We start from the raw sequence: 20,943 nt of genomic DNA, 5'->3' as shown, positions 1-20,943 counted from the left end.
TATCAAATTTACCAAAATAAAACATTACTAACTTGAAAATTTCACCATTTATTATCCCATTTGTTGATGCAATGTCACCCAATCAAAAAAAGACCTATGTCCGTAAAGGAACATAAGTCTTACTAGTTTGGTATCTTAGATGGTTAGTTTTGATTAAGTATGGGTTTCCGCTGAAATTCAATTAGCTTTAAAGCACTCATCCCTACTTACATAGCAAATGCTACATCATTCATTCTTACTTTGCATTTTTATCTGGCTGATGAATACCAAATACATTGCCTTCCGTATCCTTATAGTACCCTTGCCACGCCATACCTGGTAATGCATACTTTGGCATGGCTACTTGGCCACCGTTTGCTAGAATTTTTGCTTCTGTTATATCATAACTTTCTACGCCCATCGTACAAGCAAATCCATTCATAGCTTGGTTTGTCTCTGGAGGAGGACCCTGACGTTGCATTAAAGCGCCATCAATGCCATGCTCATCCTCACCACCTGTTACTGCCCCAAAATATGGCATTCCCGCGTAATTACTCCAATCTTGAAATGACCAGCCAAATACGTTCCCATAGAAATTCTTTGCCCTCTCCATGTCACTTACATGAATTTCAAAATGAACTAATCTCCCCATTGTATCCTCCTTCGTTGCAAATGTTTGAATACATTTACTATAAAGCATTTTTTACAGGATGAAAAATAAAATATTTTTTAATTTTCTACTAATTCGATATTATTTGATTTTAGACAGTCTCTAAAGGATAATCTTGCTACATTAAATTAATTTATAATTGACTATACACGGAAAATGCATCTGTTATATTATATTGTTCTGTTCGAGAATTTCCTTCAGCCCCTACTGTTACCAGAATGTATTCTTGTCCATTTATTGTGGCTAAACTTGCTAAACATAAACCCGCGACGTCTGTATAACCTGTTTTCCCACCTAAAATTTCTCCGCCTGGTAATGCTCTTGTTGTCATATTTTGAAACATTTTATTTGTAAAAGTTATCCCCTCTGGATGACGATTTGTAGGTTTGATAGAATATCTTTCCGCTGTATAAACTTGACGAAACTCATCATTTGTTAATGCATATTGCAAAAGTAAAGACATATCTTTGACAGTCGTATAATGATCTGAATGATGCAATCCAGTAGTATTCATAAAATGAGTATTTTTCATGCCTAACTGCTGGGCCTTTTCATTCATTAGATCTACAAATTTCCTTTCCGAACCAGCAATATATTCAGCTAAACCGATGGAAGCCTCGGCCCCTGATGGAAGCATAGAACCATATAATAAATCCTCTAGCGTAAGCTTTTCATTTGGGAGAAAGCCAGCAAGTGATGCGTTCGCTTCGTATAAATTATTAAATATATTGTTCCCTAAAACAATTTCTTCCTGTAAATTAGGAATCTGTTCGATAGCAACTAAAACCGTCATCATTTTTGTTAATGATGCAGGGTATATAACTTCCTCACTATTTTTATCTATCAGAACTTTATTTTCATCCAAATTCACTAAAATAGCATTTGAGCTATATAAATTAACATTCATCATATCGCCACTTTTTGTTGGCGTGTCAAACGATTGCGTGTTGACTTGTAAGGAAACAGGCTTTTCTTTAGCCCATATAAAATAAACAAACAGCATGACGAAAATGAATAGTATAGTAAAAATACCTTTTCTCTTAAACATATAAAAACAACTCCTTCTCATTATGTCTTTATTCAAACATAAAAAGAGGAGCTTTATTTTAATTAACTATTAGTGAATTCTTAAGGTTTCTTAAGAATTACTCGGAATCATGACAGTAAAGATCGTTTTTTCGTTACTAGAAGTAGCTGTAATTGTTCCGCCATGGGCTTGTACAATTTCATTTGAAATAGCTAAACCTAGTCCCGCACCACCAGTTTGTGTTGATCTTGCATTATCTAAACGATAAAACTTTTCAAATATCATCTTTAGTTTTTCAGGAGGAATAGTCTTTCCTGTATTTGAAAACGAAATAAATGTCTCATTATTTTCTTTTTTAGCACTAATTTCAATTGTACTATTAGGATCACTATAGGCCATTGCATTTTTTAAAATATTATTAAATACTCTTGCTAATTTATTTCCATCTGCATAAATAGTAATCTCTCCATCTATATGGACGATAGCCTTTTGACCTCTAGGTGCTAGCAATGGGTAAAATTCATCGGCGACTTGCATCAACATATAGTTTAGAGGAATTGAATCTTTTTCTAAAATAATGGATTGTAAATTAAATCGGGTGATTTCAAAAAACTCATTAATTAAGTGCTCAAGCCTATAAGATTTTTCAAGCGTAATCGTTACATATTTTTCTTTTTGCTCCACAGGCATGTCCTTAGCCTCGTCTAAAAGGCTTAAGTAGCCAATAATCGAAGTCAAAGGGGTTTTAATATCATGTGCTAAATAAACAACAAGGTCATTCTTCCGTTGCTCCGCTTCTTGCGCATCTCTTGCCCGTTTTTCTAATTTATTTTTTACATCATTTAATTTTTTCTCCAAAAAATCTAGCTCAGAAGGTAGGTGGATTTCCTGTTCTGACTCATCAGAAAGCATGGAGATACTTGAACTAATTTGATGAAAATAACGAGTAAAACGAGATAAGGCCATATAAAAAATAACGAGAAGTAATAAAATGAATCCTATCGTTAGCCAAAGGGGTTTATTTTGTTGGAATAATACAAAATAAGCTTGTTGGGCTGCATAATAATCTAATTGTAAAACATTTTCACAGAAAGACATAAAAGCATTAGCGAAAGGCGCTTGCAAAACACCATCGATGAGGGCGAAGTTGATAATAAGACCGAATATAATGGCCACGACAAGAATAAAAATAATTTGTATAATCATTTTCCTCTTCAGTCTTCCAAACTCATTTTTCAATTGTATACCCCACTCCCCAAACCGTTTTAATAAATTTGGGGTTCTCTACAGAATCTTTCATTTTCTCACGCAAATGCCGAATATGAACCATAACCGTATTATTGCTATTGAAATATTTTTCTCCCCAAATTTCCTGAAACAACTCTTCTGAGCTAATAACCTTACCTCTATTAGAGCTTAAGTACCATAATATAGAAAACTCTGTAGGTGTAAGGGATAATTGTTTTTCATTTAACAAGACTTGTCTCGTATTTTTGTTAATCATTAAACCTGCAAAATCAATCGTATCCTCATGTGGCTTCGAGCTTTGATTGTATAACGTAAATCTTCGTAACTGTGCCTTAACACGAGCAACCAACTCTAATGGTCGAAAAGGCTTTGTAATATAATCATCTGCTCCTAAAGAAAATCCATTTATTTTATCAATTTCCTCTTCCTTAGCCGTCAGCATAATGACAGGAAAATTATAGGTTTCACGTATTTTTTGCAAAATGGTAAAGCCATCAATATCTGGCATCATAATATCTAAAATAGCTAAATCCAAACCTTCACGCTCAATACAAGCCAATGCTTCCTGAGCTGTATAATATTTAAATACATCATAATTTTCATTTTTTAAATAAAGCTCAATTAAATCTGCAATTTCTTTTTCATCGTCAACTACTAAAATGTTCAAACGAACTGCTCCTCCTTCTATCCTCGAATTTCCTATGATTTTTCACACGCATTATAGCACTTCCTTATTGCTATATCTATAAATAAGAATAGTTTATTTTCAGAACCAAATAAAAAAAGATTCGGAAATAACATATATCCAAATCTTTTTTATAACGAAATATAGTAAAGCTGTGCATTCCCGTAGGCGGAATCGAGTGGCGCTCCTCGCTTTGCTTCAATTTCACCTTAAATTACTGAATCATAAAGTTATTAACCTTCCCATACTGTAAAACTAATTGTTTTATAGTGCATTAATTTGATGAATGGTTGGCAGTTGGAGAAGATTTTTGGGACATATCTTGTTTTACTATTCTCCCTGGATAAAATTTCATTTGTTCATTTAAGTTATTTTCTTTTGCTGTTATCGTAATAGGTTTCACTTTCAATACAAGTGTTTTACTCCCTAAAGAAGATTGATACTTTTCGATATGCGTTTTTGATAATCGAGTATGGTAATAGCTTGGTACATATTTATCAAGCATTGCCTGCATGGCAGCAGTTGCTTCATTTAAATCTGTTACTATTTCCACTTGACCATTCGCAACAACACTCATATATGCTGTATCCGTTTCACCAGGAATGGGATCTACCATTGTTCCAAAAGTTTCACATACTGTAATACATACATTTGGATTGGTCTCAATAATATTTATTTTTCTCCCCTCATTTGCTCCATGAAAATAAAAATAGCCATCTTTAAAGACATAATTAAATGGAATAACATATGGCATATGTTCATCCACTAACCCAAGAAAAGCAGTTTGTGCGTCTTCTAAAAATAGTTTTACATGATTGTCATCTGTACATGCTCTTAGATGCATTCGAATGTCCGTTTTCATTTTTTAACCCCCTATTCTCTTCTACAAAGGAGTCTACAGCAGGAAGGGCGCCTAAAAAAGGGACAGTTTGATGAAAACCGGTGGGTACAACTTCAAAATATTTAATTTAAAGAGATTCTATTTCCTCATTTACTCACTCGAATCTCGATAAAATAACTTTAGCTGTGCCACAATCATAATGCTAATAACGACAAGTAAAAACCAAGAACTGATTTTCCCAAAATGAACAATCGTCCAGGCTACCTCTTGATTAGGGTATGACCATGCACCAAAAAATGTAGCGATATTTTCCGCAATCCAAATGAAAAACCCAATTAAAAAGAATGATACTACAATCGGCATTTGATAGATGTTATTGCGTACTGTAAATTTGACAATTGTACGATAAAATACAATGAAAAGTAACGCCATTAACAGCCATCTTAAATCATAAATAAAATGGTGTGTGAAAAAATTCAAGTAAATCATGGCCCCTAGTGGAATAGCTATATAACTCTTTGGCCAATTGACAATCTTTAAATCAAACCTGCGCCACGCTTGGCAAATATAGCTGGCTACACTTGCATACATAAAGCCACTGTATAATGGCACACCTCCAATTTTTGACCAAGCCTCTTCTGGATAAGACCAAGAATTAACATTCACTTTATAAAGTTCAAGAACAAGCCCAATAATATGAAACAGACAGATCACTTTTATTTCATCTTTCGTTTCTAGACCAAATTTATACATCAAGTATTGTGTCACAAGACAGATTATTAAAATGAAATCGTATCTTGCAACGCCTGGTATATGAATTACTTTGGAGAACGCGAGAGTAATAAATATTACTACAGGAAAAATACAAGATAATGATTGATGGTACGTAAAGTAACCTAAGTCTTTCAAAAAATTCTTCATCATTCATCCACCTCAGTAATGATACAAAGTTTGAGGAACTTAGCTTGCAAAACTAAATTCTTCTTGTATGAAGAATATACGATATATTATCTTATTTCAATATTTTTTTATCGAAAAACGATAAATTTTTCCGCTTTTTATTGGAACAATTTTTTATGAAATACGTCCTTCGTTTTTCTAAATTTGTGGGATTTAGGAGGGAAATAAAAAAGAGTAGCCGTCTTAGCAGCTACTCCCCATACTTAAAGATACATTTTTTGATCTAATTTTAACTGTACTTCTTGTTGGCTTATTTTTATCGCCTTAGTCTTCTTCACTTTTAAGTAATAAACAATGTAACAGCCAATAAAGAATGCTCCACCACAATAAAGTGCTAATCGTTGCGATGGATCAAATGCCAAGCTCGCCATAACAATACAGTTTGCTACTAAACCGATAATTGGAATGATTGGATAAAGTGGAGCTTTGAATTTTAAATCCGCCACTTTTCCACCTTGTCGTACATAGGATCGTCTAAAGGCGATTTGTGATGCCGTAATTGCAATCCAGCCTATTTGAGCGCCTAAACCTGCTAGCGATAAAAGCCAAACAAAAACTGTTTTTGCGGCGAAAACACTAGACAAAAGTGATAATCCAGCTACAGCAAGTGTTATTAATAATGCGTTCATAGGAATCCCTCTTTTATTAACCTTCCCTAAAACTGGGCTAGCCATTTTTTCAACGGAAAGAGAGAATAACATACGCGTTGCTGCATATAGACCCGAGTTTGCAACCGATAATAAAGCTGTTAAAATAACGAAGTTCATGATGTCTGCCGCATAAGGTATTCCTATACTATCCAAGACAACTACAAAAGGGCTTTCAACAACTCCCGCTTTATCCATAGGAATCATACCTGCAAGCACAACCACAGATAGAACAAAGAAGAAAAGCGTACGCCATACGGTTTGTTTAATAGATTTAGGAATCGTTTTTTCCGGATTTTCACTTTCCCCTGCAGCAATACCAATTAACTCTGTCCCTTGGAATGAAAAATTCACAGTAATCATCGTTATGAGCAATGCTGTTACACCATTTGGAAATAGTCCACCCTCATAAAAATGAGTAAGGAATGGGGCCTCCGTTCCATCCTTCATATCGATCAAGCCAAACATAGCTGCTCCCCCAACTCCTAGGAACATAATGATGGCCAAAATTTTAATGCTAGAAAAGACAAACTCTGCTTCACCAAATGCCTTTGCTGATAAACCATTTAATAAAAAGAGCAAGGCCCCAAAAATTAAACACCACATCCATACTGGCGATTCAGGAAACCATCTTTGCATAAGTTGTCCAGCGCCTAAAAATTCAAGGGCAACAGTTACTGCCCAGCCTAACCAATAGAGCCAGCCAACAGCAAAGCCAGTAGCAGGACCAATAAATTTCGTCGTGTATGTTTGAAATGAACCAGATACTGGCATAGCCACTGATAATTCACCTAAACAAAGCATCGTTAGATACATCACTAATCCGCCTACTAAATAAGAAAGAATGGCACCCGTTGGTCCGGCTTGATTAATGGTAAAACCTGATCCAAGGAAAAACCCCGTTCCTATACATCCCCCAAGTGAGATCATAAACAAGTGTCTAGCTTTCATACTTCTTTTTAATTCATATTGTTCTGATGCCATAAAAAAACCCCTTATGCTATTACCTTGTAAGCACTTACTTTTGTAAGTGCAAATAGGTAACTAGTAGAAATATCAATAGATTTGATTTATAAAATTTAATCTATTTTGTGAACAGTCAATTTTCTGACAAATAAAAGTTCCCGTTTAGTCTAGAGCATTAATTCGTTCTATTGTAAACTATAATTAGGGAGAGCAATTTTCTAATATTCGGTTGTGGCGACCTAATTTTATTAAAAAAGTTCTTCCTTATAGGCTCATTCATCTTCCCAATCGTTTGCTTAAAGTAATGTATCGCCAAAGAGTGAGCTGATTAAAGCTACGGCAGCAATAGCTGTCTTATTATATTTATCTAAAACTGGGTTTGTCTCTACAAACTCTGCAGAAGTAATAATATTTGCTTCCGATAGCATTTCCATAGCTAGATGACTTTCTCGGTAGCTAATACCACCTGCCACTGGAGTTCCTACACCTGGCGCATCATTCGGATCAAGGCCATCTAAATCTAAAGATAAATGGACACCGTCAGTGCGTTCCTTTAAATATTCAATCGTTTCAGACATTACTGTCGTCATGCCTAAACGATCGATTTCATGCATCGTATACACCTTAATGCCAATTTCCTTAATTAGTTGTTTCTCACCTGGATCTAAATCACGTGCCCCAATAATAACAACATTTTCAGGCTTAACTTTTGGTGCATAGCCACCAATACTAGTAAGTGCCGGATGACCAAGTCCTAAGCTTACTGCCAAAGACATTCCATGAATATTACCTGAAGGTGATGTTTCACCTGTATTTAAATCACCATGGGCATCATACCAAATAACGCCTAGATTCTCATAATGTTTGGAAACACCTGCTAATGTACCAATGGCAATACTATGATCTCCACCTAAAACTAAAGGAAAGCGTTTTGAGGAAATAACATGATCTACTTTTTGACCAAGCTTGTCATTAGCATCAGCTACAGTTTTTAAATTTTTTAAGTTAGTTGTTGCCTCTATTTCTACATCTTTATTAACGAGTTCGATAGTCAGATCCCCTTCGTCCTGAATCGAATATCCAAGACCCTCAAGTCGATCTGTTAGCCCGGCATATCGAATTGCACTCGGCCCCATGTCAACTCCTCTTCTCGTTTGTCCAAAATCCATTGGCACCCCAATAATTGTAACTTCTTTGCGCATGATAATTTTCTCCTCTCCAATAATTACTTTCACAGTATAAAGAAAATGAAAAATTGACTCAACTCGACATTATTTTTAATTTTTATACAGTTTGGATTATTAAAAACATAGATTTTATCATGCATAAATGAATGCATAAACACCAAAACAATGAATACAAAAACAATATTTTACAATTTTACATCATTTATTGTCAGAAATTTCAAAAAGGAAACAGCAAAACTATTCTTTTTTTATTGTTTTTTTCGAAAATTTTCAATGTAATTTAAGGTTTTAATACTATTTAATGACATAATATTGAAAATATATACTATTTTGTTTAGGTTAGGAGCTCTTTTGTATACTACCAAAAGTTCTATTTAAAATAGCTTTAGGAGATTACTTGTCATTTTTGGACAAAAAAAAGCCCTATGTCATAGCTAATAAGGCTTTAAAACTTCTAAGTTTTTAATAATTTTAAAATACTATTCAAACATGTTTCTTTATAATATTGATGCTGTTCTTCTAAATCATCGGTTAACCATTGTATCAAGGAACCATCAATCATCGCCCTCACCATTTTTGCACTTGCGAAGGAATCCATATCTTCACAAAACACGCCTTCATGTTGTCCTAACTCAATAATTTCTTGTCCAATCCCCCAACAATTCTCATAAAATTTTAAGTTTATTTTTTTATACGCTTCATTTCCATTCGCTTGGGCTAAAAAATCTAAATACACTCTGTAAAATTTTTTATTGTCTTGAGGGGATACAAAAACAGCATTTATATAGGCATGAAGTTTTTCTATAGCCGTCTCGTATTTCGCAATTTCTTTTATTTCAAAACTGTAGATTTTGTTTGTTGTGGATTCCAGTAATTCTAATAATATGTTTTGCTTGCTCGTAAAGTAATAGTGAACTACACCTTTCGAAACATTTGCATGATTGGCAATATCTTGTAATGTAACATTATCATAGCCTAAATTTGAAACAGCATCAAAGGCTGCTTTCATAATTTGTTTCTTTCGTTCTTCCTCTTTCTTTTTCATAGAAGCCTCCAATGACTTGATACAAGTCATTATACATGAACAGAGTGCATTTTCCAATTTTATGTTGACCGGTCAGAATAATTTTGATACTGTTTAATGGAATTAGATTGTAGGAGGATGTTTACGATGACATTAGAAAACTTTAAAGCGTTGGTAGTCAATCAAGATGAAAATTTTACAGTGAAAGTTAATGATCTTACTTTAAATGATCTTCCGAATGGTGAGGTATTAATTAAAGTAAGCTACTCTGGCATTAATTATAAAGACAGTTTGGCAACTATACCGGATGGTAAAATCGTTACTTCCTATCCTTTCGTACCAGGTATTGATTTAGCTGGGATTGTTGTATCCTCTGAAGATCCTCGCTTTCGTGAAGGTGACGAGGTAATTGCAACAAGCTATGAAATTGGCGTAGCCCACTTTGGAGGATTTAGTGAATACGCTCGTATCCCTTCTAAATGGATTGTTCCACTTCCAAGCGGTCTATCTCTCAAAGAGGCGATGATAATTGGAACAGCCGGATTTACAGCTGCTTTGTCGATCCAAAGACTCGAAGAAAATGCCATTAATCCTGAGAAAGGAAAAATCCTTGTTACGGGTGCAACTGGTGGTGTAGGTAGTTTTGCTGTCTCGATTCTTTCAACACTAGGTTATCAAGTAGAAGCAAGTACAGGAAAAGATTCAGAACATGAATACTTGAATAACCTTGGAGCCACTTCAATTGTAGATCGTGGAGAGGTATTTGACGGGAAAATTAGAGCGTTAGGCAAACAAAAATGGGCTGCAGCTGTCGATTCTGTTGGAGGAGAGCCACTTGCCTCTTTATTAAGCCAAATTCAGTATGGAGGTGCGGTTGCTAGCAGTGGATTAACAGCAGGAACAAACCTTCCTACAAGTGTCTTCCCCTTCATTTTAAGAGGCGTGAATTTACTTGGAATTGATTCTGTTTATTGTCCGATGGATGTACGATTGAAAATATGGAATCGTTTAGCGACTGATTTTAAACCAGCAATCCTTGAAAGCTTCATTCATCAGGAGGTAACATTACAACAACTTCCAAATGTTTTACCTATGTTACTGAAAGGTCAAGCAAGAGGTAGATTCCTTGTGAAATTATAAATAGATACTCCTATAAAAAGCGTGAACGAAAGCCTTCTTACATATGAATGTAGGAAGGCTTTTAAAATACTACTGTCATTATTTCAAGCTACTATGCATCGGCATGGTGGTTTTTTTATTATTTGGACATCCGCCTGATATAAAAGCTCTTTATAGTAAGCCATGAACGTATCACTAGTTGATTCTAGTAAGGTATCTGGACAAGCTTTATAAAAAATTGTCTAAATTCGTGTTCCCAAACATACCATTAATGTATATGAGCATTAAATTCAGGGAACTCAAAAACTATCAACTATTTTTGGAGATGATCATATGAAACGAGCACATATTGATGAATTAAATATTACTAGAGCCTTAGCTATACTAGCTGTACTTCTTATCCATTCTACTAGTACACCAGTATCAGCTTTGTCCAGTGAATCAAGACTCTACTCCATTTATGTATTTTTCAATATTTTCCCCAAATTCGCTGTCCCTGTTTTTATTTTTTTAAGTGGGTTTGTATTATTTTACAACTATATACAAAAGGATTTCACAAAAAAACTGATTGTTCGTTTTTATAAAAAAAGAGTCACCCAAATACTTATTCCCTATCTCTTTTTTTCCGTTTTTTATTATGCGACCATGCAATTTTATGTGACGCACGATTTTTCATTAACATGGCACGCCCTTTTTAGTGTTGAATTTCTTGAGAAACTATTAATTGGAAAAGCATATACTCATTTATACTATATATTTATTATGGTGCAGTTCTATCTATTGTTCCCGTTATTCTTATATATTTTAAAGAAAAAACCTGCCCTATCACCTCACCTGATATGGATAGGACTAGCTCTTCAATGGATTTTTATCCAATTAAATGCTGAGGTTTGGCAGTATCCTTACAGAGGGAGTATCTCATTCTCTTATATCCTTTATTTCTTAGCTGGTGCATTTTTAGGGATTTATTTTGAAAAGTATAAACGATGGCTCCAGCTAACAAAAGAAAACTTTCCTGTTTCTATATATTTCATTTGGGCTATTTGGTTATTTTCTACTATTTATAATATTTATCTATATTATTTTGTTTACTCATCCCAAAGTTATTTAGCCAACAGTATCGTGTTTGAACTAGTCTTTCAGCTACAATCTTTAACAGCCTGTATGGTATTGTTACAGTTTTCTTTCTGGATCTATGATCGAGGGAAAAAAGCCTTTGTAAATGCCCTTATTAACCTAGGCACACTATCATTTGGCATTTATCTATTGCATCCTTTTTTCCTCTTCCTTTATCGTCTAATTCCTGTAAATGGCAATAGTCTCTTATTTCATGTTTGGAGTGTGGGAGGTTTTATTGTTGCTCTATTTGTTACGTGGATTGTGGTGTTTTTGGTGGGAAAATATATTAAATATCATTGGATTGCATTCGGTCCTATTCCGAAAGAGTTTCCTTATAAATAAATGTTGACTATTATAATAGTAGAAACTATGTGGACTAACAAAAAAGCCCTGTGGAAATCGTCCACAAGGCTTTCTTAAATGATCAGCTTAATTATTTTGAAACTGAACCGTCTTTTACTTTGTTGTTATTTGCATCAACAAGGTTTGTTGCTTTAAATTCAACTACAATGCTGTCAGTTAAAGCATAGTCAGCTTTAGTTGTCACAGTTAATTTACCATTAGCTACAGCAGCTGAAGCAATTTCTACAGTTGAGCCAGCAATTTTAACTGTTAAACCTGTTGGTGTAGCTTGATCAGCAATACTTTCAGTGAAGTCAACTGTAAATGTTTTGCTATCTACTACTGTTACTTTAGAAGCTACAGGCACAATATTTTCTTTAAGAGCTACTAGAGTTGTAGCTTTCCCATTTTTAAGAGTGTTACCTTTTGTATCTACTACATTTTTAGCTTCAAATACATAATTACCATTTGCAGTAATAGAACCTTCTGGTAAAGTAAATCTTACTTTTTTAGTACCATCCACAAATTGAAGTTGAGTGCCAGCAGGTAGCTCTTTTCCTCCAAGTGTGTAGTTAGAAGCGTTTGTTGCTGTTGCAGTTACATCAGCAGCATACTCAACTGTGAATACATTGTTATCTGTTACTACAACAGGTGTAACTCCAAATACTAATGAATCTGTAGTAGTTTCAGGTGCAGCTTCATACGTGCCAGTTGTCACATTGAATGTGATTGTATCTGCAGTTACATTGCCAGCTAAATCAGCAACTGCTTTAGCAGATATTTCAAATGTATATGTTGAATTACTATCTAAATCAATGTCCACTTTCACAGTGTTTTTCTCTGCACCCTCAATTTTACCGTTACCATCTACATCGTAACCAGCATCTGCTTTAACAGCTGTTTCTTTTCCAGTAGTGTAAGCAATACCATTTTGAGTTTTAACTGTTAATTTACCATCTACTTTTACTGGTTCGCTAAAAGTAAGGTATAGAGCATCTACATCAGTTGTAGCATTAACATCGTCAGCTACTAACATTTTAGTAGAAGCAGATACAAGTGTAGCAGGCGTTAAATCTTTAGATAGAATAGCCTTGAACTCAAATGCATCTCCAGCATTACCAGCTAAATCTTTTTGTCCTTCTACTTTAACGTCCGCATTAATGAATGTAGCTGTACCTAATGCAGCTTTTGCATCAATAGTAAATACAGTTTTATCCTCTGTATCTTTCATATCAGCATCTTTTAAGTAGTAGACAGTAGAACCAACTGTTACTTTTGCATATTCTTCAGCAGTAGCACCAGCATCTGCATCAAGATTTTGCTTCATTAATTCTTCAGAGAAATCAAACGTGATTTCTGTGCCATTCACTGCAGTAGAAACAGTTGGTTTAGAATTATCAACGTCTGCTTTAAGAACCGTGAAGTTCACTGCAATCGGATTAGCGATATTATTAGCGAAGTCAGTTGCACCTACGATATCTACTTTATAAGTTTGTTCAGCAGTTAAACCTTTGATTGTTAATGTTTTTCCAGATAATGTATATCGATCTTTAGCAAGTTCAGTACCATTTAAGCTTACTGTTCCTTCGCTTTGTACAAGCTCATCGAAAGTGATTACTGCTGTTGTGCCTTTTGCTTCAACAGAATTTACGCTTACAGGAGTTGTATCAGCAAATGTGATTAATTTATTAAACTCTTCAGTTAAAATTTTTGCATCTGCTTTTGTTTTGATTGGGTTTACAGTCACTTTACCATTTGTTAATTTAATTTCTTTATCAGTTGTTAAAGTAACAGTCATACCATCTTCAGATACTTTTGCATTCGTAATCGTTACACCGTCAATAGCATATTTCGCTGTTACAGCAGCATCTTTTGCATCAACAGCTGTGTTGAACTTCACTTCAAATTCTTTTGCATTAAGTCCCTTTACAGATTCTACTGCTGGTGTTACTTCTTTAACTGCATCAATTGTACGTTTTACCATAGTAGCGAATTCTTCGCGGCTAATTTTATCTTGTGGCGCTAATAATGATCCTTTACCATTGATTACGCCATTTTCAACAGCTGTTTCTAAGTAAGATACAGCCCATTTAGAAGCTTTAGAAGCATCTGAGAATTGGCTAAGGTCTGCTTTACCAGTTAATTGATAACCTTGAACGATAACTTTAGCAGCTTGTTCTCTTGTTAATTGTGCTTTCGGCTCAAATTTACCATTACCCATACCGTCAAATAATTCTGGTGAAGTAGCAAGCACTGCATTATAGAACCAGTCATTTTCATTTACATCTGTAAAATCTTCTGTTCCAGTAGCTTTTAAGTCTAATGCTTTTGATAAAATTTCAGCAGCTTCAGCACGAGTAAGTGTACCAGCTGGGTTGAAGTTTCCTTTTTCATCACCTTGGATGAAACCTTTGTCAGTTAAAAACTGTACCGCTTCTTTTGCCCATGATGAAATACTATTAGCATCATTAAATTCAGCTGCTGATGCTACCGGTACGATTGCTGATGCTACAAGTGCTGCTGTAGCAGTAGTTACGAAAAATTTACGACCTTTGTTTTGTTTCGTCATTTTAATATTCCTCCAGAATTCAAATAAATTATATTATTCTGTGAGAACAATATTACCGCTCTATTAAATTTTAATGATATGTATAATACGTTCTCTCAAATAATAATTACAAATAGTTATGGATAAAGCAGCCTTCAAAATTTTTCATGATGAAAAATACCAATCAATCTTAAATTTGCTTTACAAGACAATAATATAACTACATTACCAATAAATAAACGCTAAAAATAAGGTAATATTAATACTAAATTGGTTACATAGGTAATTATTACATAACTAATTCCCAATAATTAGAGAAACGAAGACAAAATGCAGATAAAAACATTTATTTATAGCTGGAAACTTTTATTTCCTTTTTTTGGATTCCATTTATTTTTTTGATATAATAGTATGTTTGATGAATTATATAGCTTTATAAATGTAAAGCTTTAACAGTTTAAATTCTATGTTAATAAAATATAAATTGTTAAAATTAACTATAATCATTATTTCTCCTATTAATAATATATCGTTTTTAGAAGGGGTGATTGAAAATAGATATTAGAAAGATGCGCTATTTTATAATGGTGGCAGAAGATTTGAATTTTAGTCGTGCAGTAAAACTTCTTCGGATGGCACAACCTTCCCTTAGCCAAAAAATTCGTAAATTAGAAGAAGAGCTGGACGTTAACTTTTTCATCTGTCAAGGAGAATGGTTGAGCTAACGGATGCAGGGAAGATATTTTTACAATGATTTTTAGGCAAACCCTCATGAAAAAACAATAGAGGAAACACAACTAGAAACTGAAGAGAGAAATGGGAGCTTAATCATTGGTTTTGTCGATTCAACAGAAATCGTTATAAAAATCCTTAATAAATTTAGAACACGTTTTCCTCAAGTTCATCTTACATTACGTGAAATGACAACAGAACAGCAATTTGCAGCACTCTATGAAAAACAAATTCATATTGGAGTGGTTGGCTAGCGATGAGAGGAAGATGCAATTCTCGTGCAAGAGCTGCAGCCCTAGTGATTTGTTCTGCCGTCCACTCACTTACACCGATATAAAGTACTTTACCTTGTCTTACAAGATCTGAGAATGCTAACATCGTTTCTTCGAGAGGAGTAGTTGTATCGTACTTGTGTGCATAATAGACATCAATATAGTCGGTTTGTAACCGACGTAAAGAAGCATGACAATTTTCTAGAAAATGTTTTCGAGATAAACCTTTATCGTTTGGCCCATTACCAGTCGGATGGCACACCTTCGTACATAGTTCAATGCTCTCTCTCCTCACACCTTGTAATGAGCGACCAAGTATTTCCTCTGCTTTCGTGTCTGAATAAACATCAGCGGTATCAAATGTTGTAATACCAACATCTAATGCTGCTCTTACACATGCATGTGCCATCTCCTCATTCACTTTTCCGCCATGATTTATCCAGTTTCCATAGGCAATCTTACTGATGGATAACCCACCATTGCCAAATTTATTAAACTCCATACTAGACCCTCCTTTTATATGGCATCTTCATTATAAAAGCCATGTATTATAACGGATAATATATTATTAACTATGGATTAATATAAAAAATATATAACATCAAAGGAAAAAATAACCTCCTACTATCCTTAGATGTAGAAGGTTATTCCTATATTATTATTTTAAAGTTATAGAAGAATTGCATATTAAATGACTTTTCAAATTTTAATAGTAACCTGATGACCATTAAACAATAAATCCTTTTTTAAATAAATCATACCATTCCTTTAGTTCTTTACTTTCTAAGACAGCCAATTTACATAAAATATCTCTCGAAAATTCTATTGCTCCGGTGATGCGTTAGTGAGGGCAATCTTATAACAGCCATTATCTCTACTAAAAACTTTTAAAGACAACATAATCTTCCACTTTAACAATTTCTATTTTCACTAAACCCACGTGCCATTTTACTCTTTTATCATTCAAATTTATTTTTTATATTGTAATAGGCTATTACGGTACTTCCCACGTTCTATACATTACTCTCACCTACATTTATTGGATGTTGTTTTTTTGATAATTTCCATACAATTGCCCGCAAGCAGCATCTATATCTATGCCAAATTGACTTCTTATCGTAACACTAATACCCGCTGACTTTAATTCTTTATAGAAGTTTACAACCTGATTTTCATTTACTTCTTCAAACCTCATAGGAGAACTAATAGTTGGGTTATATCTAATGATGTTTACATGGAACAATTTCCCTCCTTTATACCTACCTCTTAAAAGATTTACAATTTCTTTTGCATGGTCCACAGAATCATTAACTCCTGGCAACATAATGTAAGCAATATAAACTTTTCTTGAGGTCATCCGTATATGCTCATCTAATGTGTCCATTACATCTATTAATGGGTAGCGTTCATTAATTGGCATTAACTTGCTTCGCTGTTCATTGAAAGGAGAATGTAATGAAAACGTCAAGTTGACTTGTGGATAGTTTTGAGTCATTTTTTTAATGCCTGGAATAACGCCTATAGTTGAAATAGATAACCTGCGAGGGCTTAAGGCAAAAAACTCTGGGTTTGTCAGTACATTTAAAGCATCAAAAACTTGTACATTAGCCAATGCTTCTCCCATCCCCATAAAAGAAATACTATCAATGGCATGTCCTTTTAAGTGAAAATACAAAACTTGATCAGTAATTTCATCTGACGTTAAGTTGCGTTTTAAACCTATATCACCAGTTGCACAAAATTTACAACCAAAATGACAACCACACTGCGAGGATATACAAAATGACTCCCAACCTGCTTTATATTTCATATTTACTGTCTCTATTTTGTCGTCTCCTGTAATGCCAAATAAGACTTTTGTAACTTGCTCGGAATGTTGGTCCATTAAAGGAACAACATCTAAAATAGTCTCCCCAAACTCTTCAACTAACTTCTCTCTTAATGTTTTAGGAAGTACATTCATTTCATGAAACTTACCTATTCTTTCTTTAAAAATAGCATGTAATATTTGTTTCATTCTGAAATTAGGGTAACCATGTTCCCTTAAAAAGTCTTTTATTCTTATATACTTATTTCTTTCTTTTAATTGCATCTTTCTCATCCTTCCTTATGACTCTCTAGTTTTATAGGAGTATAGAGAAAGGAGTTGTCTATCCATTAAAAATTAAACACAAAAAAGCACCAATAGAGTTATCGGTGCCTAACTTAAAATAAAAAATATGCTCAAATAAATAAGGATCCTAAGTCATTACCTTATAATTAATTGGCAAATAGGCAAAGCTCCGATAACTATATTTGTATAGCATAAAAAAGGACAGACTACTCCCTTTGTCTGCTAAATCATTTCCAATTTTTACATTTTTACCAAACAAAATTCTAAAAACAGTCAACATTGCTTGTACCTCCTTTGTCAAATTTATTATGGAGTAATTTAACATAAAATTGAGTATATGTAAAGTTCCATAAAATTTTAAGTGAACCTCATTAATAAAAGATCACTGCATATAGATAAGTTACCAATTCATAACAATTCAGACGTAAGTCCGAAGACAACAAAGGATAATAAGTTGTATATTTCAGTTATACTTTTGAATTAAAAAAGTATGAGGAGAAATCCTTGGCAACCATTACGTATAGTATAAAAATTACTACTAAAACGTTCAATTAGATTAATTTATAAAAGCTATACGTAATGAATTTGCTATTTTAATACTATAAATTGTTTCTATTTGCGACACCTGTAAATGTTGTAAAAAGAGTGTGGGGGTGTTTTCTATGAAAGAAAAGATACATTTTACCATCTTAAGTAATGATTCAACAGACGGAGATGGAGGCTACGGAGTAGGTACCCTTGATTTAAATAATGTAACGCCTATTATTATAGATGGTGAAAAAGAACACGTATTTATAGACTTAGAAGCATTACATGGGCGAAGTATTATTGAAAAAAAAGTGCGTTTTTCACCAGATTTAGCTCATGCTAGTGACGATTATAATCGGTATTGGATCGTTTGGGTAGCTCTTCAGGTAGGGGAAAATGGACCTTATTATGCGGGATGTACCGCAAGTGAAGTACGGGTATCAAAAGAAGAACGCCGCATTAAACTTGGCTATAAATCGTTGCCAGAGCAAGTAAATTATTTAGATAAAGCACTTAAAGGGAAATTTCTCCTAAATCATATCGATACAAAATCAAAAAAACTACTTTCCCAATTTTTATCTGAATTTAATCAACAGTATTGGACACACTCACCTGAAGAATTAAAACATCAATTATGGGGGGATTTATAATGGCTTTTGTAATTACAGAATTATGTAGGGATGAAAAAGCAGCCATTTGTTTAGATGTCTGTCCCGTAAATTGCATTGTGAATACGGATACCCAATATGTCATTAACCCTGATATTTGTATTGATTGTGGCGCTTGTGAATTAGTTTGCCCTGTAGAGGCTATTTTTTTTGAGGATGAATTGCCTGCTGAATATAATTCTGCAACTCTACTAGCGCGTAACTATTTTCGAAACTAAATGACATGCAATTTACTATCTTTTATCAACGGCAACATCTAGATATTGATGAAAGTTGTACTGATTTAAAGCGCTGTGTGTCAGGCAAAAAAGTAGTACAAGCGATGGTTTGTACTACTACATATAATTTCTATTTGATCTTAGCGAAGAACAACCATGTTACTTGTTCAGATCTTTTTTCAGGACATCCCAAATAGAATTATCTACTTCTATTGCTTTTCTATCAGGTAGTTCTCCATTAGCCTGCGCATCCCAATATGCCTCCTTGACAGGTTTATTACCTAATTCAAAATCCATACCATCCCATGTGTCTTCTCGAAATGCATAAAATGCCCAGTGCCAGCCATAATCATTAAAAATATCAATTAAATCCTTGATATATTGATCCGCTCCATCAACCATTCGGTTAATGCCAAACTCTTCTGCAATAATTCGGTTGTTTGGTATATTGTGCTTTTCAGCCCATTCAGCAACGGGTTCTAAAAAATCTTTTAATGAAGTTTTATCAAATATTTTTTCTTTTTGATCATTCCCGACTTTGACCTTACCAGGATAAGTGTATGTGAATCCTTTTTTTCGATTTTGGCTTGTCATTTCATACGGTTCATACATATGGAAAGCATACAGTACATTATTGTCTTCTATTGGTTTTAAATAGTTTATTGCCCATGGTGTAGCAAATAAACCGGAATCTAAAATAATAGGTGTATCCGCATCTACGGATCGTATAGAATCTACAATTGTTCCATAAAGCCTATTTAAATCTGCTGGAGTGTTTTCTACCTTGTTGTACCATCTGTCATAGTCTTCTGTCCAAAAATTATTAAAACCTGTAGCTGTTTCAGGATGTGGTTCATTAATTACGTTATATCCTACCACTGCGGGATGTTCTTTTAAACGCACGGCAAGATCTTTCCAAAAAAGCGCTGCTTGCTCATGATATTTAAAGTCTTGCCAAATTCGGTCATCATTTTCATAGTTATTAAACTGTCTCCAACGGTTTCCCGGAAGACTAAGAACAGTCAGTACAACTTTTGATTCTCTTGCATATGCTGCATCTAAATCTTCTTTTAACATCTTAAAATCATTTTCAACAATTCCCTCATACTGATCTGCATTGCCGATTAAAAAATCTTTATTAGAATTAGCATCAGGTTTATCATCAAATAAAAAATCTCTTTCTTTTGCCCATTTATCAGGCGCTAAACGAATAAATTCAATATTGAATTCATTAGCCTCTTCATAATTTTCTGGCAGAGAAGTGGAGTTCATAAAATTTGTACCTTTTCTTTGCTCATTCCAAAAATCATTTTGCAACTTTGGCATTGCCTGTTTCTCTTCTTGCTCCACTGAACTACAGCCAGTAGCAAAGACGACTATTAAAGCACACCAGAGGAAAACTATCATGTTGAACTTATTTTTCATTCTTTTCCTATGATTTATTTCTCTCATATTATCACCTCATGTAAATTCTACTGAACTTACGTTACACGAATGTGACAATTTAAGTGGTTGTTTGAATATAATTGATTGGATCAAAAAAAAGATTGAGTTCAGTACATACCAAACTCAATCCTGACATAGGCCTATTCAAAACTTAATCTTATTTTGTACCACTCGCTCCAAATCCAGAAGTTCCACGAACCGTTTGAGATAATTCGTTGACTTCAAGAAGTTGAATAGTAGGGACAAATTGAATCACCATTTGGGCAATTCGCATAGATTTTTCTACTAAAAACGTATCTTGACCATGATTAATTAAAATAACACCGATTTCCCCTCTATAGCCTTCATCGATTGTTCCTGGGCTATTGAGCACTGTAATACTATGTTTTAAGGCTAGTCCACTTCTTGGTCGAATTTGTGCTTCCGTTCCTTTAGGTAATTCTATTTGAATTCCTGTTTTAATTAATTTAGTCCCACCAGCGGGTATCTCTACAGTTTCAATGGAATAGAGATCCATCCCAGCATCACCAGGATTAGCTTGCATTGGTAGTATTGCATCTGCATGCATTCTTTTAATTTTTACTTCTACGTTCATTGTTCTTCA

Annotated in this window: 18 protein-coding genes and 2 pseudogenes; 5 read left to right on the top strand and 15 right to left on the bottom strand. The window is 34.1% G+C overall.

Annotated elements, in window-relative coordinates:
• Positions 1-235 precede the first annotated feature (235 nt).
• The 9 genes from MKY88_RS06815 to MKY88_RS06775 form a co-directional block, all read right to left on the bottom strand.
• On the bottom strand, positions 236-631 hold the full coding sequence (locus MKY88_RS06815; protein WP_328202553.1) for a VOC family protein: 396 nt from the start codon (positions 629-631) through the stop codon (positions 236-238).
• Between the two features lie 151 nt (positions 632-782).
• Positions 783-1,697: a D-alanyl-D-alanine carboxypeptidase family protein gene (locus MKY88_RS06810; RefSeq protein ID WP_069480611.1), complete on the bottom strand. Its 915-nt coding sequence runs from the start codon at positions 1,695-1,697 to the stop codon at positions 783-785.
• A 90-nt stretch (positions 1,698-1,787) separates the two neighbouring features.
• Positions 1,788-2,882: a sensor histidine kinase gene (locus tag MKY88_RS06805; protein ID WP_328202555.1), complete on the bottom strand. Its 1,095-nt coding sequence runs from the start codon at positions 2,880-2,882 to the stop codon at positions 1,788-1,790.
• 22 nt (positions 2,883-2,904) lie between these two features.
• Positions 2,905-3,591 carry a VanR-ABDEGLN family response regulator transcription factor gene (gene vanR / locus MKY88_RS06800; RefSeq protein ID WP_069480609.1) on the bottom strand — a complete coding sequence of 229 codons (687 nt, stop codon included), beginning with the start codon at positions 3,589-3,591 and terminating at the stop codon, positions 2,905-2,907.
• A gap of 292 nt (positions 3,592-3,883) precedes the next feature.
• Positions 3,884-4,471 carry a pyridoxamine 5'-phosphate oxidase family protein gene (locus MKY88_RS06795; RefSeq protein WP_328202557.1) on the bottom strand — a complete coding sequence of 196 codons (588 nt, stop codon included), beginning with the start codon at positions 4,469-4,471 and terminating at the stop codon, positions 3,884-3,886.
• A gap of 129 nt (positions 4,472-4,600) precedes the next feature.
• Positions 4,601-5,374, bottom strand: coding sequence for a DUF817 domain-containing protein (locus MKY88_RS06790; protein ID WP_258268109.1), 774 nt, complete (start codon positions 5,372-5,374; stop codon positions 4,601-4,603).
• A 239-nt stretch (positions 5,375-5,613) separates the two neighbouring features.
• Positions 5,614-7,041 carry an amino acid permease gene (locus MKY88_RS06785; protein WP_258268108.1) on the bottom strand — a complete coding sequence of 476 codons (1,428 nt, stop codon included), beginning with the start codon at positions 7,039-7,041 and terminating at the stop codon, positions 5,614-5,616.
• A 278-nt stretch (positions 7,042-7,319) separates the two neighbouring features.
• Positions 7,320-8,225, bottom strand: coding sequence for an arginase (rocF, locus tag MKY88_RS06780; RefSeq protein WP_328202563.1), 906 nt, complete (start codon positions 8,223-8,225; stop codon positions 7,320-7,322).
• A gap of 439 nt (positions 8,226-8,664) precedes the next feature.
• A complete protein-coding gene (locus MKY88_RS06775) occupies positions 8,665-9,255 on the bottom strand; it encodes a TetR/AcrR family transcriptional regulator (protein ID WP_069480604.1) in 591 nt (196 codons plus the stop codon).
• Positions 9,256-9,381: 126 nt separating this feature from the next.
• On the opposite strand from MKY88_RS06775, the gene MKY88_RS06770 reads away from it, so the two are divergent.
• Both MKY88_RS06770 and MKY88_RS06765 read left to right on the top strand, forming a co-directional pair.
• The gene (locus tag MKY88_RS06770) at positions 9,382-10,374 is read left to right on the top strand and encodes an NADPH:quinone oxidoreductase family protein (protein ID WP_328202567.1); all 993 of its coding nucleotides are present in this window, start codon (positions 9,382-9,384) and stop codon (positions 10,372-10,374) included.
• A 312-nt stretch (positions 10,375-10,686) separates the two neighbouring features.
• Positions 10,687-11,814 (top strand): acyltransferase, encoded by a 1,128-nt coding sequence (locus MKY88_RS06765; protein WP_328202570.1) that lies wholly within the window; start codon positions 10,687-10,689, stop codon positions 11,812-11,814.
• Between the two features lie 91 nt (positions 11,815-11,905).
• Here the strand turns inward: MKY88_RS06765 and MKY88_RS06760 are convergent, their stop codons facing one another.
• Positions 11,906-14,383 carry an S-layer homology domain-containing protein gene (locus tag MKY88_RS06760; RefSeq protein ID WP_193831314.1) on the bottom strand — a complete coding sequence of 826 codons (2,478 nt, stop codon included), beginning with the start codon at positions 14,381-14,383 and terminating at the stop codon, positions 11,906-11,908.
• A gap of 533 nt (positions 14,384-14,916) precedes the next feature.
• Here MKY88_RS06760 and MKY88_RS06755 point away from each other — a divergent pair.
• A pseudogene (locus tag MKY88_RS06755) lies at positions 14,917-15,342 on the top strand (LysR family transcriptional regulator); the annotation flags it as partial.
• Here MKY88_RS06755 and MKY88_RS06750 read toward each other — a convergent pair.
• From MKY88_RS06750 to MKY88_RS06735, 3 genes and pseudogenes are all read right to left on the bottom strand, one after another.
• Positions 15,290-15,868 (bottom strand): annotated as a pseudogene (locus MKY88_RS06750) (aldo/keto reductase); the annotation flags it as partial. The pseudogenes MKY88_RS06755 and MKY88_RS06750 sit on opposite strands and share 53 nt — an antisense overlap.
• A 534-nt stretch (positions 15,869-16,402) precedes the next feature.
• Complete coding sequence (locus MKY88_RS06740; protein WP_069480599.1) at positions 16,403-17,458, bottom strand: Cfr family 23S rRNA (adenine(2503)-C(8))-methyltransferase; 1,056 nt, start codon at positions 17,456-17,458, stop codon at positions 16,403-16,405.
• A 148-nt stretch (positions 17,459-17,606) separates the two neighbouring features.
• Positions 17,607-17,759 (bottom strand): hypothetical protein, encoded by a 153-nt coding sequence (locus MKY88_RS06735; protein ID WP_175422997.1) that lies wholly within the window; start codon positions 17,757-17,759, stop codon positions 17,607-17,609.
• Between the two features lie 382 nt (positions 17,760-18,141).
• On the opposite strand from MKY88_RS06735, the gene MKY88_RS06730 reads away from it, so the two are divergent.
• Both MKY88_RS06730 and MKY88_RS06725 read left to right on the top strand, forming a co-directional pair.
• Positions 18,142-18,657 carry a YwhD family protein gene (locus MKY88_RS06730; RefSeq protein WP_328202577.1) on the top strand — a complete coding sequence of 172 codons (516 nt, stop codon included), beginning with the start codon at positions 18,142-18,144 and terminating at the stop codon, positions 18,655-18,657.
• Entirely contained in the window at positions 18,657-18,893 is a 237-nt protein-coding gene (locus tag MKY88_RS06725; RefSeq protein WP_036124417.1) for an indolepyruvate ferredoxin oxidoreductase subunit alpha, read from the top strand. Before MKY88_RS06730 ends, MKY88_RS06725 begins: the two co-directional genes overlap by 1 nt.
• Positions 18,894-19,052: 159 nt before the next feature.
• Here MKY88_RS06725 and MKY88_RS06720 read toward each other — a convergent pair whose 3' ends face one another.
• Positions 19,053-20,219: a glycoside hydrolase family 5 protein gene (locus tag MKY88_RS06720; protein WP_340814802.1), complete on the bottom strand. Its 1,167-nt coding sequence runs from the start codon at positions 20,217-20,219 to the stop codon at positions 19,053-19,055.
• A gap of 277 nt (positions 20,220-20,496) precedes the next feature.
• Positions 20,497-20,934, bottom strand: coding sequence for a dUTP diphosphatase (gene dut, locus MKY88_RS06715; RefSeq protein ID WP_069480597.1), 438 nt, complete (start codon positions 20,932-20,934; stop codon positions 20,497-20,499).
• Between the last annotated feature and the right edge of the window lie 9 nt (positions 20,935-20,943).

The sequence above is a fragment of the Lysinibacillus sp. FSL R7-0073 genome (assembly GCF_038009065.1).
Classification (GTDB): Bacteria; Bacillota; Bacilli; order Bacillales_A; family Planococcaceae; genus Lysinibacillus; species Lysinibacillus fusiformis.
The sequence above is the reverse complement of the archived record's forward strand: the minus strand, read 5'-3'. Positions and strand labels throughout refer to the sequence as shown.

What these genes read in the sequence shown, in the direction of transcription:
- MKY88_RS06815 (WP_328202553.1), bottom strand. Translation starts at nt 631, where the DNA reads ATGGGGAGATTAGTTCATTTTGAAATTCATGTAAGTGACATGGAGAGG.
- MKY88_RS06810 (WP_069480611.1), bottom strand. Translation starts at nt 1,697, where the DNA reads ATGTTTAAGAGAAAAGGTATTTTTACTATACTATTCATTTTCGTCATG.
- MKY88_RS06805 (WP_328202555.1), bottom strand. Translation starts at nt 2,882, where the DNA reads ATGATTATACAAATTATTTTTATTCTTGTCGTGGCCATTATATTCGGT.
- MKY88_RS06795 (WP_328202557.1), bottom strand. Translation starts at nt 4,471, where the DNA reads ATGAAAACGGACATTCGAATGCATCTAAGAGCATGTACAGATGACAAT.
- MKY88_RS06790 (WP_258268109.1), bottom strand. Translation starts at nt 5,374, where the DNA reads ATGATGAAGAATTTTTTGAAAGACTTAGGTTACTTTACGTACCATCAA.
- MKY88_RS06785 (WP_258268108.1), bottom strand. Translation starts at nt 7,041, where the DNA reads ATGGCATCAGAACAATATGAATTAAAAAGAAGTATGAAAGCTAGACAC.
- rocF (WP_328202563.1), bottom strand. Translation starts at nt 8,225, where the DNA reads ATGCGCAAAGAAGTTACAATTATTGGGGTGCCAATGGATTTTGGACAA.
- MKY88_RS06775 (WP_069480604.1), bottom strand. Translation starts at nt 9,255, where the DNA reads ATGAAAAAGAAAGAGGAAGAACGAAAGAAACAAATTATGAAAGCAGCC.
- MKY88_RS06770 (WP_328202567.1), top strand. Translation starts at nt 9,382, where the DNA reads ATGACATTAGAAAACTTTAAAGCGTTGGTAGTCAATCAAGATGAAAAT.
- MKY88_RS06765 (WP_328202570.1), top strand. Translation starts at nt 10,687, where the DNA reads ATGAAACGAGCACATATTGATGAATTAAATATTACTAGAGCCTTAGCT.
- MKY88_RS06760 (WP_193831314.1), bottom strand. Translation starts at nt 14,383, where the DNA reads ATGACGAAACAAAACAAAGGTCGTAAATTTTTCGTAACTACTGCTACA.
- MKY88_RS06740 (WP_069480599.1), bottom strand. Translation starts at nt 17,458, where the DNA reads ATGCAATTAAAAGAAAGAAATAAGTATATAAGAATAAAAGACTTTTTA.
- MKY88_RS06735 (WP_175422997.1), bottom strand. Translation starts at nt 17,759, where the DNA reads ATGTTGACTGTTTTTAGAATTTTGTTTGGTAAAAATGTAAAAATTGGA.
- MKY88_RS06730 (WP_328202577.1), top strand. Translation starts at nt 18,142, where the DNA reads ATGAAAGAAAAGATACATTTTACCATCTTAAGTAATGATTCAACAGAC.
- MKY88_RS06725 (WP_036124417.1), top strand. Translation starts at nt 18,657, where the DNA reads ATGGCTTTTGTAATTACAGAATTATGTAGGGATGAAAAAGCAGCCATT.
- MKY88_RS06720 (WP_340814802.1), bottom strand. Translation starts at nt 20,219, where the DNA reads ATGCCAAAGTTGCAAAATGATTTTTGGAATGAGCAAAGAAAAGGTACA.
- dut (WP_069480597.1), bottom strand. Translation starts at nt 20,934, where the DNA reads ATGAACGTAGAAGTAAAAATTAAAAGAATGCATGCAGATGCAATACTA.